A 12665-nucleotide genomic window follows, 5' to 3' on the forward strand; every position below is an offset into this window, starting at 1 on the left:
GCCTTCTCTAAGCTCAAGGCCCAACTCAGACGGATCGGCGCGAGGACATTCACCGAAATGTTCAAAGCAATCGGTCATGTCTGCGACCTCTACTCGGAGCAAGAATGTTGGAACTACTTCAAGGCTGATGGAAATGTCTCAGGTTAAAGGCGTGACGCTTTAGGAAGCTGCTTGAAAAGCACTCTAATATAAACACCCGCGATCACCCTCGAACTGGGCTACCATGCCCTAAACCGTCCCTCTTCAAAAACTCCATCGCCGCCTGTGCGCCGCCAGCTTGGTACGGCACGCCCGCCCTGGCAAGGCCCATCTCCACGCCGGACAGCGTCGCAATCAGCATCAGATCGTTGAAATCGCCCAGATGACCGATTCGAAAGACCTTGTCAGCCACCTTCGACAGCCCGTTGCCCAGCGATATGTCATAGTGCTTCAGCGTCGTCGTCCGGAAGGCGTCCGCAGAATGTCCCTCGGGCATCGCCACGGCCGTGAGGACGCCGGATTCCTGGCCCTGGCGGTTGCACAGCACCTCCAGTTCCCAGGCACGAACGGCTATGCGTGTCGCCGCCCCGTGCCGCGCATGACGGGCAAACACCCTGTCCAATCCTTCCTCGTGCAGCATGGCGATGGCTTCGTTCAGCCCGTAAAGCAGGTTCGTGGCGGGGGTATAGGGGAAGTAGCCCGTTTCGTTGGGGCCGGTCATGTCCTGCCAGTCCCAATAGCTGCGGGGCAGATTCGCGGCTTTGGCGACCTCCATCGCTCTATCGCTGACAGCGTTGAAGCCAAGTCCGGGCGGCAGCATCAGCCCCTTCTGTGCGCCGGAAACAGCGACATCGACCCCCCCACTCGTCAAAACGGAAATCAAGTGACGCCAGGCCCGAGATCGTGTCGACCATGAGCAGTGCGGGATGCCCGGCCGCGTCGATGGCCTTGCGGATCTCGGCGATCGGAGACACCGACCCGGTGGAGGTTTCATTGTGGACGACACAGACGGACTTGATCTGGTGCGCCTTGTCCGCCCGCAGACGCGCCTCGATCCGGTCGGCTTCGGCGCCACCGCGCCAGTCGCCTTCGATGATCTCGGGATTCAGACCGATCTTGCGCGCCATCTTGCTCCACATGAAGGCAAAATGCCCGGTTTCGTACATCAGCAGGTTGTCACCCGGCGAATGCGTGTTCACAAGGGCCGCTTCCCAGGCTCCCGTCCCGGACGAGGGGAAGATGAAGACATGCTGTCTGGTCCTGAAGATGGACTTCAGGCCGTCAAGCGCCCGTTTCCCGACTTCGGCGAAATCCGGGCCGCGGTGGTCGATGGTCTGCTGGCCGATGGCCTTGAGAATCCGATCCGGCACCGCGCTGGGACCGGGGATCTGCAGAAAATGTCTTCCAGGTTGGCGCATCGGTCCCGAGTCTCCCACGATCGCCGAGCACAGGATGCGCTGCAGCCTTGTGCAAGCGTAATTATGAATTCATAATTCAGTCAACGGCAAAACACAGCCTTGATCGATCCGAATGACAAGGCCGCCCAGGGAGGGATCGATGCACGAAAACAGACGCCTGTTCAGCCGCCTGACCGCTGCGGTCCAGGGCGAGGTCATGACAGACGCGGCCTCGCGCGCGCGCTATGCCACCGACGCGTCGATCTACCAGATGGTGCCCGAGGCGGTGGTGGTCCCGCGATCCGTAGAGGATGTCGAGGCGGCGATGGCCGTGGCGCGTGAGGAAGGCGTGCCCGTGCTGCCGCGCGGGGGCGGCACGTCGCAATGCGGCCAGACCGTGAACAATGCCGTGGTGCTGGACACCTCTCGTCATCTCAACCGTGTCCTCGAAATTGACCCGCAGACCCTGACGGCGCGCGTCGAACCGGGTCTCGTGCTGGACGAGTTGAATCGCGCGTTGAAACCTCACGGCCTGTGGTTTCCTGTCGACCCCTCCACGGCGTCGCGCTGCACGCTGGGGGGCATGGCGGCGAACAACTCGTCGGGCGGCAAGTCGCTGCGCTATGGCATCATGCGCGACAACGTGCGCGCCATCACCGCCCTGTTGCCGGACGGCACCACGGCGCGGTTCGACGCAACCGCCCCGGCCCCCGGCCCCTACGCCGACCTGGTGGCGGACATGCGAGCGCTTGGCAGGCGCGAGGCGGCCGAGATCAACGCCCGCTTTCCCAAGGTGTTGCGGCGCGTCGGCGGCTACAACATCGACGCGCTGACCGGCACTGACGTGAACATGGCGCATCTGCTGGTGGGGTCCGAGGGCACCCTGGCCTGTTTCACCGAACTGGAGCTGGGCCTTGCGCCCCTGCCGGGTGAAAAGGTCACCGGGGTCTGCCATTTCCCGACCTTCCGCGCGGCGATGGAGGCGGCGCAGCACCTGGTCAGGCTGGACCCGATGGCGGTGGAACTGGTCGACGACACGATGATTGCGCTGGGGCGCGACATTGCGCTGTTCCGAAAGACCATCGACGCCGTTGTCGAGGGCAATCCCGCCGCGCTGCTGCTGGTCGAATTCGCCGAAGGCAGTGCGGCGGCCAACGCGGCCAGGCTGGCGCTGCTGGCGGAGCGGATGGGGGACCTGGGGCTGTCGTTCAGCGGATCCGGGGACCGCTGGGGCGGGGTCGTTCCGGTTGTCGACAATGCCTTGCAGGGGGCCATCGCCGAATTCCGCAAGGCCGGGCTGAACATCATGATGTCGATGAAGGAGGCGGGCAAGCCGATCTCCTTTGTCGAGGATTGCGCCGTCGGCCTGCCGGATCTGGCCGACTATACCCAGGGTCTGACCGAGATCTTTGCCCGCCACGGCACCAAGGGCACCTGGTACGCCCATGCCTCTGTCGGCTGCCTGCATGTGCGCCCGGTCCTGAACCTGCGGCAGGACAAGGACGTGCGCACCATGCGGGCCATCGCCGAAGAGGCGTTCGACCTCGTGAAACGCTACAAGGGGTCCCATTCGGGTGAGCATGGCGACGGCATCGTGCGGTCGGAATTCCATGAACGGATGTTCGGGGCGCGCATCGTCCGGGCGTTCGAGGCGGTGAAGGCGCGGTTCGATCCCGATGGCGTGATGAACCCGGGCAAGATTGTCCATGCGCCGGCGATGGATGACAGGCGGCAGTTCCGCTATGGCCCAGACTACGCGGTGCCCGAATTCGAGACCGTGCTGGACTGGTCCGCCTGGCCGGGGGCGGGCGGCGGGTTTCAGGGCGCGGTCGAGATGTGCAACAACAACGGCGCGTGCCGCAAGCTGAAGGGCGGGGTGATGTGCCCGTCGTTCCGCGCGACGCGCGACGAACGCGACGTGACGCGCGGGCGGGCCAACACGCTGCGCTTTGCGATCAGCGGGCAGTTGCCGGGGGGGCTGACCTCGGACGCGATGGCGGAGACGATGAAGCTTTGCGTGTCGTGCAAGGCCTGCCGCCGCGAATGCCCGACCGGGGTCGACATGGCGCGGATGAAGATCGAGGTGATGGCGGCGCGGCGCAAGGCGCATAGGTTGACCCTGGCCAACCGGCTGGTGGGCTATCTGCCGCGCTATGCGCCCTATGCGGCGCGGGGGGCCTGGCTGATGAACTTGCGCAACCGGATCGTGCCGTTGCGCCGCTGGAGCGAAGGGCTGACCGGCATCTCGCGTCGCCGCGACCTTCCGGTCTGGTCGTCCAGCCCGTTCCGCGACGGGGAGGCGCAGGACGAAGGCCCCGACGTGCTGCTGTTTGCCGATGTCTTCAACCGGTATTTCGAACCCGAAAACCTGCGCGCCGCCCTCCGCGTCCTGCGCGCGGCGGGGCTGCGTGTCGCGGTGGCGCGCGACGGTTCGGGCAAGTCGCTGGAGTGCGGGCGGACCTTGCTGGCTGTCGGCTGCGTCGACGAGGCAAGGACCGAGGCGCGGCGCGTGATCGACGCGACGCGGGACGCGGTCGCCCGCGGGGTGCCGGTCATCGGGTTGGAGCCGTCCTCGATCCTGACATTCCGGGACGAATTCCTGGCCCTGTGCCCGGGACCGGAGACCGAGGCGCTGGCCGCCGCAACCTTCACCTTCGAAGAGTTCCTTGTCAGGCAAGGGGACCTGCCGCTCAAACCCCTTGCGCGGCCGATCCACGTGCACGGCCATTGCCACCAGAAGGCGCAGGATGCCGTGACGCCGATGCTCGACCTGCTCAGGCGCATTCCTGACGCGCAGGTGACGCTGATCGAAAGCGGATGCTGCGGAATGGCCGGTGCCTTCGGCTATGGGCCGGAGACCATCGACCTCTCGTTGAAGATGGCCGCGCTGGACCTGTTTCCGGCGCTGGAGGCGGCCCCGGAGGACGCGATCATCGTGGCCGATGGCACCTCCTGCCGCCACCAGATCGCGGACGGCACGCCGCGGCGCGCCATGCATGTCGCCCGGCTGCTCGATCAGATCTTGGACGAGCGGAGGCCGACATGACCCTGACCGAACGGATCCAGCGCCCGACCCTGCACGAGGAACTGGTCGAGCGCCTGCGCGCACTGATCGTGCAGGACACCCTGAAGCCCGGTGAAAAAGTCCCGGAAAAGGACCTGTGCGCGGCCTTCGGCGTCTCGCGCACGCCGTTGCGCGAGGCGCTCAAGGTCCTGGCCTCCGAAGGCTTTGTCATCCTGCATGCCAACCGGGGGGCGCGTGTCGCGCAGGTGACGCGCAAGGAGCTGGAAGACGCCTTTGCGCTGATCGCGGTGCTGGAACAGCTGGCCGGCGAAATGGCCTGTCACCGCATCGACGACGCCACCGTAGTGCGGATCGAGGAGCGCCATGAGGAAATGCTGAAGGCCCACGCCGCGCGGGACCGGGCGCGGTACTTCCAGGCCAACCAGGACATCCACAAGGCGCTGATCCTCGCGTCGGGAAATGACCTGCTCGAAAGCCATCACAAGCTGCTGGATGCGCGGGTGCAGCGCGCCCGCTTCATGGTCAACCTCTCCGAAGATCGCTGGGCGCAAGCGATCGAGGAACACGGGGCCATGATGGACAGGCTGCGCAGGCGCGATGGCGAAGGGCTTGGCCAGCTCATGAAGCGCCACATGATGAACAAATGCTCGGCCTATCTCAGGGAACTCGACACCGACACGGGGGCCGGCGCCTGAGCTCTTTCATCCGTTGCGGTCAGCCGGTCAGGTCCTTCGAAAACGGGGCGGCGAGACCGCAATCCCCCGCGAGGGCGTTGAGGTCCTTGCGCAGCGCGGGGTTGAGCGTCAGCCCGTCCTTGCGGCGCGCCTCGGCCTTGGCCGTCTTGCCATCGCCCGGCAGCCGCACCGGATCATGGCAGGGCAGCGGGGGCGAGGCGCGCATTTCGTCAAAAACGCGCGACGCCTGCCGCGCGAAGTCGTCCCCAATGCCAAAGGCCTTGGGATCGAGCGCCATGACAAACTGCCCGGTGTTCGTGGGAGAGGTCGTGTCCTGCGTGAAATCCACCACATCCGACCCGAAGGCCGCACCGTTCAGCACCCCGGCCATCAGCCCGATGGCCACCGACAGGCCAAAGCCCTTGGGGCCGCCGATGGGTAGCAGGAAACCTTCGGATTTTCGCGCCGGATCGGTCAGCGGCTTGCCGTCGCGCCCGACCATCCAGCCTTCGGGCATCGGTTGCCCCTGTTGCAGGAAGGTCTTGATCTTGCCCATCGCGGCCACGGTTGTCGCCATGTCGAAGACAAAGGGATCGGGCCCGGCGGTGGGCGCCGAAAAGGCGATGGGATTGGTCCCCAGCAGCAGGTCCGTTCCGCCGTAGGGCGGCACGTGGTTGGCGCTGCCGACGGCGGCGGCCATGCCCAGCAGTCCGGCCTCGGCCTGCGGGCGGACATACAGCGCCAGCGGACCGGCGTGGTTGCCACGCCGCACGCCAACCCAGCCGATCCCGGCGGTGCGGGCCTTTTCGATCGCCAGGTCGCGGGCGGCGGCCATGGCGAGATGGCCCAGCCCGTTGTCGCCGTCGATCACCGCCGTGGCGACGGTTTCCTGCGAGATAGAGAGGGTCGGCGTGGGGTTGCACCCGCCGCCGGCCAGCCGCGCCAGGTACTGGCGCAGGCGGAACACGCCATGCGTGCCGTAACCGTAGATATCCGCCTCGACCATCAGGCCCGCGACCTTGACCGCGTCACCTTCGGGCACCCCGCGCGCCATCAGCGCGCGGGACACGAAGTCCTGCAAGGTGTCGACCGCGATGACCGCGCCGTCAGGCATCGTAGGACCCCACGGATTCCTTCTGCCAGAACACCACCTTGCGCTGGGTCCACTGCACGATCACGTAGAGCGCGAGGCCGACAAGGCTGAGGTACAGGATCAGCGAGAACACCCGCGGCGTGTTGAGCTGGGATGCCGCGACGCGGATCAATTCGCCAAAGCCCTTGCCGCCACCCAGGAATTCGCCGGTGATCGCCCCCGCCATGACCCCGACGGCGCCGATCTTGAGCCCAGTGAAGATCTGCGGCAGGCCGGTGGGCAGCTTCATCTTGATCAGTGTCTGCATCCGGCTTGCGCCCATGGTCTTGAACAGCATGCGGGCGTTTTCATCCGCCGCATGCAGCCCGGCGGCGGTGCCGACGACGATGGGAAAGGTCGCGATGAAGGCCGCCAGCGCCACCTTGGATTCGATCCCGAAGCCTAGCCAGGCCACGAACAGCGGCGCAAAGGCCACCTTGGGCATGGTGTCGATGGCGACGAGATAGGGCATGACGGCCTTTTCCCCGAACGCGGTTTCCCCAACCAGCACGCCAAAGGAGAAGCCGATCAGGATCGCCAGCGCAAAGCCGTAGAACACCTCTTTCATGGTGATCCAGAGCGCCAGGAGCATGTAGCCCCCGGTGAGCAGGTTCTCACCAACAAAGATCATGTCCTTCAGCGTTTCCATCGGGGTCGGCAGGATGATCGGCGACACCAGGCCAAAGCTGGTGACGAACTGCCATGTGCCGATGAACAGCACGAACACGAAAGACATGGCGATCCAGCGCGGCACCGAGTCGATGAAGGCGACTTCCTGGACCCAGACGGTATCGGTGGTGTCGGTGTCGGCCGGTTGGTTGGTCTGATACTCGGTCACATGTCCTCTCCCTTGTCCAGCATGCCCCGAATGTGATCGACGATTTCGCCGAACTTCGGCGTTGTCATCATGTCCAGCGTCCGAGGCCGCGGAAGATCGACGGGCACGATTTCGGCGATCCGGCCGGGGCGCGGTTTCATGACGACGATTTCGTCGGACAGGATCACGGCTTCCTGGATCGAGTGGGTGACCAGAAAGGCCGTCGCGTGCTGTTCGCGACAGATCCGTTGCAGTTCCATGTTCATCATGTCGCGCGAAAGTTCGTCGAGCGCGCTGAACGGTTCGTCCAGCAGCAGCACCGCCGGTTCGGTGATCAGCATCCGGCAGATCGAGGTCCGCTGCGCCATGCCGCCCGACAGCTCGTTCGGATAGACGTTCTCGAACCCTTTCAGGCCCACGATGTCCATGAGTTCATGCGCCTTGTCCAAGGCTTGCTTGGCCGCCGCCTTGCCGTCGCGGATTTCGATCGGCAGCACGATGTTCTCGACCGCCGTCTTCCATGGAAACAGCGTCGCCTGCTGAAACATCATCCCGATGTCGCGGCGGGCGCCGGTCACGGGCTTGTTTTGCAGGATCACGCGCCCTTTGGTGGGCGGGATCAGGCCCGCCATGATCTTGAGAAGGGTGGACTTTCCGCAGCCACTCGATCCGATGACGGAGGTGAAGCTGCCCTTTCTGAGGGTCAGGCTGACATCTTCGAGCGCAACCACGGCGTTGCGCGCATAGGTCTTGCTGACGTTGGTCAGTTCGTAAACCGGCGCGCCCAAAGGCGCGCCGGAGTAGTCTTGTGCCACCGCAGTGTTCATCTGCCGGCGGCCTCGCTTCCGAGAGCGGCAAACTCGTTGGTCCAGGCGGCATCCAGATCGTCGAGCGGCCCGGAAAGCTCGCCGCCGGCGATCAGCGACTCCTGCCATTCGGCCCAGACCTCGGCCGGATACCAGCCCAGGTGCTCGCTGCCTTCGGGCGGGATCGTCTTGGAGCGGACCGCGTCGAACAGCGCGGACTGGAACTCCTTGTCTTCGCCTTCCTGCGGGTTGCCGGCCGTGAGATGCTCGAGCACCGCGGCGCGGTTGGCGTCGTCCAGCGCAAAGGCGTGACCGCGGGCAAAGGCACGGCTCCACTTTTCGACCAGTTCACGGTCGTTCGCGATGATGTCGGCCATGGTCGCGATGCCGTTGCCGAAGAAGCGGCCGAACTCCGCGGGGGTGATGTCACGCACCGCCATGCCGCGCTGGTTCAGGATCGCCGCGTCGGCGGTCGAGGCGGAGTATGCCGAGATTTCGCCGTTCAGGAAGGCGGCGGTTGCCGGGCCGCCATCGCCGACGGTGAGGAAGGTGTAATCCACCCCTTCGGTCATGCCGGCGCCGGTCATCACGTTCCGGGCAAAGCCGACTTCGGCGCCATCGGCTGTGCCGGTGCCGATCACCTTGCCGCGCAGATCCTCGATCGTCTGGATGTCACTGTCCTGCTGGACCGCGATGCCAAAGTTGCTGCGCGCGGCCACGTTGTAGATGTGCACCGCGTCCACGCCGCGCGACCGCGCCGCCAGCAGCGGGCCGGGGCCGGGGCGTCCGAACTGCGCCTGGCCTGCGGACAGCGCCTGCAACACCGCGCCCGAGCCGTTGATCGCCTCGACGGTGACGTTCAGGCCCTCTTCGGCAAAGTAGCCTTCGCCGATCGCGACAAAGACCGGGAACGAGTTGATGGCAGAGGGGCTTGGCTGCACGAAGGTGATGTCGCGCAGGCCCTGGGCCAGTGCCGAAGTGCCCCAAAGGCTTGTGGCCGGAACGGCGGCAAGCAATGAGGCGGTAAACGCTCTTCTGTTGATCATGGTCATTCTCCTCCCAATTGTGTCTGCCCCTTGTCGCCGCGCTGTATTGGCGGCGGGGGCCTTACACGGCGCGCACAGGGTTGCTGAGCGTGCCGATCCCGGAAATTTCACATGCGACGGTGTCGCCATCCTTGAGGAACCGCGGCGGGTCCATCGCGTAGCCGACCCCCGAGGGGGTGCCGGTGGCAATGATGTCGCCGGGTTCCAGCGTCATGCCTTCGGACAGCGAGGCGATCAGCGTCGGAATGTCAAAGATCATGTCCGACGTCTTGCCGTTCTGGCGCTGTTCACCGTTGACCGTCAGCCCGATCGACAGGGCGTGCGGGTCCGCGATCTCGTCGGCCGTCACGATGCAGGGCCCGATCGGACAGGAGCCGTCCAGCCCCTTGCCCTTGAAGTATTGCCCGCCGTGGCGGCGCTGAATGTCGCGTGCGGTCACATCGTTCAGGATCGTATAGCCGAAAACGTGGTTCATTGCCTCGGCTTTGGCGATGTTCCGACCGGCAGTGCCGATCACGACGGCCAGTTCGACCTCGTAGTCGATGCTCTCGGAAACGCCCGGAAAGATCAGGACATCGCCACCGGGCCGCACGATCGAGGTGGGCGGCTTGGTGAAAAACACCGGATGTTCGGTCACGCCGACGTTCTGTTTTTGCGCCCGGTCGCCTTCGGCGATGTGTTCCGCGTAGTTCCGGCCGACACAGAGGACGTTCTTGCGCGGCGTCGGGATCGGCGCCTGCAACGGGGCGTCGGCCGAGGTGACCGCATCGCGATGTTTCCCGCCCTCGGCATCCGCCACCAGGCCCCGAAGCGCTGCAAGCGCGTCTGCCCCGCCTTCGATGAGGTGCTGCATCGAACCCGCTTTGAGCGCGTCGGCGCCGGCGCCTGATAAGCCCGACGCGGCCTTCGCAACGTCCAGCCTGCTGCCGTCTTTCAGAATTGCTACGCAGACGTCGTGACTGTCCACGGAAATGGTTGCCAATCGCACTCGGCTCTCCTCCCTCGTGCTGTGGATTTGCGGCGTCGGGGCAGAGTATCCTGCGACTCACCGCCACACCTGTCTGGCTTCAGTTTGACCATCTGGGGTATTCGTTCAATCAACCAATCATGAAATTGGGTGAGGGCATGGACGGCGCATCGGATCTGACGCAGCGACTTCGGGACCTGATCGACAACGCCGGGTATCGGCACAATGACCGCATCCCCCCGGAACGCGACCTGTGCGCGCGCCTGGGGACGACGCGAAACCAGTTGCGCAAATCCCTGTCCGAACTCGAAGCGCAGGGGCGCATCTGGCGCCATGTCGGACGGGGCACCTTTGTCGGGGCGCGGCCGGTTCTCAACCTGACCGACGTCACCTACCTGCGCGACCAGATCAAGCCTGAACAGGTGGTGGCGGTCCGCTTCACCATCGAGCCGGAACTGAGCCGCCTGGCCGCGCAGCACGCCAGCAGATCCGACTGCGATCAAATGAAGCTCTGCGCCGAAAAATGCCGCACCGCCCCGGACTGGCGCAGTTACGAGGCCTGGGACAACCACCTGCACCACGCCATCGCGCGGGCAACGCGCAACCAGCTGTACCTGTATTTCTTCGAGACGCTGAATTCGGTGCGCCGGTCCATCGTCTGGGGTCAACCGCGCGAGACCCGGGGACCGTCCGCCAGTTATTCCAGCTTTCAGGAGCACGACGAAATCGTCGCCGCCATTTCCCTGAAAGACGGGGATCGGGCCGCGCAGGCGATGCGCCAACACCTTCAGTCGGTCTATTCCCGTGTTCTGCCCAGCAGCTTGGCAGACGAAGGCTGACACCACCCACAGGCGCAACCAATCGGAAAAATGGTTGGCTTTGGCGGAACGCAATCACTTGCCAATCCCGGGCCGACGCTGCGAATAGAAGGATAACCGCCGAGTCCGGCCCGGCGGCGCGCGTTGCGTGCCACAACCGCCCGGACCAGTCCGACAAGCGACATTTGACAGTCCAGCGCTCAGGAGGAGAGTAATGCCCGACCATGTCATCCCCGCGCCCCAGGTGCACGTCATTCCCACCGAAGGCGGCGGCACGTTCCCGGTGCGGCGCGTCTATTGCATCGGCCGCAACTTCGCGGCCCATGCGGTGGAAATGGGACATGATCCCAACCGCGAGCCGCCGTTCTTCTTTCAGAAGAACCCCAACAACCTGGACGCGTCGGGCGAATTTCCCTATCCGCCGCACACCTCGGACGTGCACCACGAGGTCGAGCTACTGGTCGGCCTGAAGTCCGGTGGCACCAACATCCCGCTGGACAAGGCGCTGGACCATGTCTGGGGCTACGGCGTGTCGCTCGACATGACCCGCCGCGACCTGCAGGGCGAGGCCAAGAAGATGGGCCGTCCCTGGGAAATCGGCAAGGCCTTCGAACGCTCCGGCCCGGTCGGTCCGTTGCGCCCGGTCTCCGAGGTCGGCCACCCGGATCACGGCAGCATCACGCTGAAGGTCAACGGCGAACTGCGCCAGGAAGGCGACCTGAACCAGATGATCTGGAAGGTGCCGGAAATGATCTCCTACCTGTCGGAGTATTTCGAACTGGCGCCCGGTGACGTCATCATGGCCGGCACGCCTGCGGGTGTGAACGCGGTAGTCAAAGGCGACGTGATGGAAGCCACCATCGACGGTGTGGGATCGCTGACCGTCAAGGTTGTCTGAGGTCCAAGCTCGGATCTGGCCGGGGCATCGCAGGCAGCGGTGCCCCGGCCGCTTTTGTTTTCAGGAACCTGCTGTCGAGGATGAGGCGATTGGACCGGTCTGCGCGGCGCTGATCCGAACTCTGCACGCTCGAGGAACTGGCGCTGCGCGAGAGCATCGCCAACGCGACGGAGGCCTGGGAAGATAACATCGTTCTGGCCCATCGCAGGATGCACCGCGCGCGGGGTACGGCAGCGGATGCTTCGAGGTGAATCACAAGGCCTTTCACATGGGCCCTGCTGGCCTGTGCGAAATCCCCCATCCTGCTGAAACCCTGCTCGCCGCTTTACGATCTGAACACTCGATATCGCTCCCTCGCTGGCATTGCGCTGAACGACCAGCGCCGCGACGTGAGCGACGAACATTCCCGCATCCTGAACGCCGCCGTGGCGTGCGATGCCGAAACGATGTGCAGGGATCTGCTGTCGCATTGCAAGACAACCGGTGCGTTCCTGTCCGGTCCTCCGGGTAAAGGAACCCAGACCTGAGGAAATGGGGGCGCCGCTCGGGGCCGCAGGGGATGGATCTGCCGTGTTTCGCAAGAAACTCACGCGCCTGCGGGCTCAGTGATTCATGGCGGCGCATCCGCCATGCGCCGTTCACGGTCGATCAGCGACAGTTCCGACAGCCCGGACAGAAAGCGCAGATGATGCACGCCGTCTGCCGCTCAGATACGGGTCAGCTTGTCATGTTCCCGTAGGAAGGTGGGTGGGCACAGGGTCTTGGGATGATGGGCAAGCAGCCGTTCGGGCGCATCCATCATGCCTCACCGCCGGCCAGCAGGCTCATTCAGGCCGCGGCGGAGGTCGTCGCAATGTTGGTCCCAGGCAGGCAAGGGTGGACATCCACGTCCTGCCTTTGGGGGCTGTCGCTCCACCCGGCACACGACCAAGTGTTTGCCCCAGGCCTCAAGGTGATCTCGCCCCGGGTGCACAGCCTCCGCCTCCTCCGGCTCAGCCGGAGGTTTTGGTGTCTGTGAGGATGAGTGATGGGTCGATGCCGCGTTTTTCGGCGCTGGCGCGGACGGCGTCGCGGAGCGCTGCGCTGCGGTTCAGCAGGCGGCGAAA

Annotated in this window: 11 protein-coding genes and 1 pseudogene; 5 read left to right on the forward strand and 7 right to left on the reverse strand. The window is 65.0% G+C overall.

Features of this window, described 5'->3' with window-relative positions:
• A pseudogene (locus MAA8898_RS26990) lies at nt 1-147 on the forward strand (IS630-like element ISSpo6 family transposase); the annotation flags it as partial.
• A gap of 55 nt (nt 148-202) precedes the next feature.
• Here MAA8898_RS26990 and MAA8898_RS26995 read toward each other — a convergent pair.
• Both MAA8898_RS26995 and MAA8898_RS27000 read right to left on the reverse strand, forming a co-directional pair.
• Nucleotides 203-799, reverse strand: a complete 597-nt coding sequence (locus tag MAA8898_RS26995; RefSeq protein ID WP_245853641.1) for a pyridoxal-phosphate-dependent aminotransferase family protein — start codon at nt 797-799, stop codon at nt 203-205.
• On the reverse strand, nt 759-1397 hold the full coding sequence (locus tag MAA8898_RS27000; protein WP_245853642.1) for a pyridoxal-phosphate-dependent aminotransferase family protein: 639 nt from the start codon (nt 1395-1397) through the stop codon (nt 759-761). Before MAA8898_RS27000 ends, MAA8898_RS26995 begins: the two co-directional genes overlap by 41 nt.
• A 139-nt stretch (nt 1398-1536) precedes the next feature.
• Here MAA8898_RS27000 and MAA8898_RS25285 point away from each other — a divergent pair, with 139 nt between their 5' ends.
• Nucleotides 1537-4422, forward strand: a complete 2886-nt coding sequence (locus tag MAA8898_RS25285; protein ID WP_094023794.1) for an FAD-binding and (Fe-S)-binding domain-containing protein — start codon at nt 1537-1539, stop codon at nt 4420-4422.
• Complete coding sequence (locus tag MAA8898_RS25290; protein ID WP_094023795.1) at nt 4419-5096, forward strand: GntR family transcriptional regulator; 678 nt, start codon at nt 4419-4421, stop codon at nt 5094-5096. Before MAA8898_RS25285 ends, MAA8898_RS25290 begins: the two co-directional genes overlap by 4 nt.
• 19 nt (nt 5097-5115) lie before the next feature.
• On the opposite strand, the gene MAA8898_RS25295 is transcribed toward MAA8898_RS25290, so the two are convergent.
• The 5 genes from MAA8898_RS25295 to MAA8898_RS25315 all read right to left on the reverse strand — a co-directional run bounded on the left by MAA8898_RS25295 (nt 5116) and on the right by MAA8898_RS25315 (nt 9729).
• Nucleotides 5116-6189, reverse strand: coding sequence for an Ldh family oxidoreductase (locus MAA8898_RS25295; protein WP_094023796.1), 1074 nt, complete (start codon nt 6187-6189; stop codon nt 5116-5118).
• The gene (locus MAA8898_RS25300) at nt 6182-7045 is read right to left on the reverse strand and encodes an ABC transporter permease (RefSeq protein ID WP_094023797.1); all 864 of its coding nucleotides are present in this window, start codon (nt 7043-7045) and stop codon (nt 6182-6184) included. The genes MAA8898_RS25295 and MAA8898_RS25300 overlap by 8 nt, the downstream gene beginning before the upstream one ends.
• Nucleotides 7042-7851, reverse strand: a complete 810-nt coding sequence (locus MAA8898_RS25305) for an ABC transporter ATP-binding protein (RefSeq protein WP_094023798.1) — start codon at nt 7849-7851, stop codon at nt 7042-7044. The genes MAA8898_RS25300 and MAA8898_RS25305 overlap by 4 nt, the downstream gene beginning before the upstream one ends.
• The gene (locus tag MAA8898_RS25310) at nt 7848-8876 is read right to left on the reverse strand and encodes an ABC transporter substrate-binding protein (RefSeq protein WP_094023802.1); all 1029 of its coding nucleotides are present in this window, start codon (nt 8874-8876) and stop codon (nt 7848-7850) included. The genes MAA8898_RS25305 and MAA8898_RS25310 overlap by 4 nt, the downstream gene beginning before the upstream one ends.
• A 61-nt stretch (nt 8877-8937) precedes the next feature.
• Nucleotides 8938-9729 carry a fumarylacetoacetate hydrolase family protein gene (locus MAA8898_RS25315; RefSeq protein ID WP_094023799.1) on the reverse strand — a complete coding sequence of 264 codons (792 nt, stop codon included), beginning with the start codon at nt 9727-9729 and terminating at the stop codon, nt 8938-8940.
• A gap of 122 nt (nt 9730-9851) precedes the next feature.
• Here MAA8898_RS25315 and MAA8898_RS25320 point away from each other — a divergent pair, with 122 nt between their 5' ends.
• Both MAA8898_RS25320 and MAA8898_RS25325 read left to right on the forward strand, forming a co-directional pair.
• On the forward strand, nt 9852-10682 hold the full coding sequence (locus tag MAA8898_RS25320; RefSeq protein ID WP_245853644.1) for a FadR/GntR family transcriptional regulator: 831 nt from the start codon (nt 9852-9854) through the stop codon (nt 10680-10682).
• Nucleotides 10683-10875: 193 nt separating this feature from the next.
• On the forward strand, nt 10876-11559 hold the full coding sequence (locus MAA8898_RS25325; RefSeq protein ID WP_094023801.1) for a fumarylacetoacetate hydrolase family protein: 684 nt from the start codon (nt 10876-10878) through the stop codon (nt 11557-11559).
• Nucleotides 11560-12665: the final 1106 nt, after the last annotated feature.

Origin of the sequence: Antarctobacter aquimaris (genome assembly GCF_900184945.1) — a bacterium.
GTDB lineage: Bacteria > Pseudomonadota > Alphaproteobacteria > Rhodobacterales > Rhodobacteraceae > Maliponia > Maliponia aquimaris.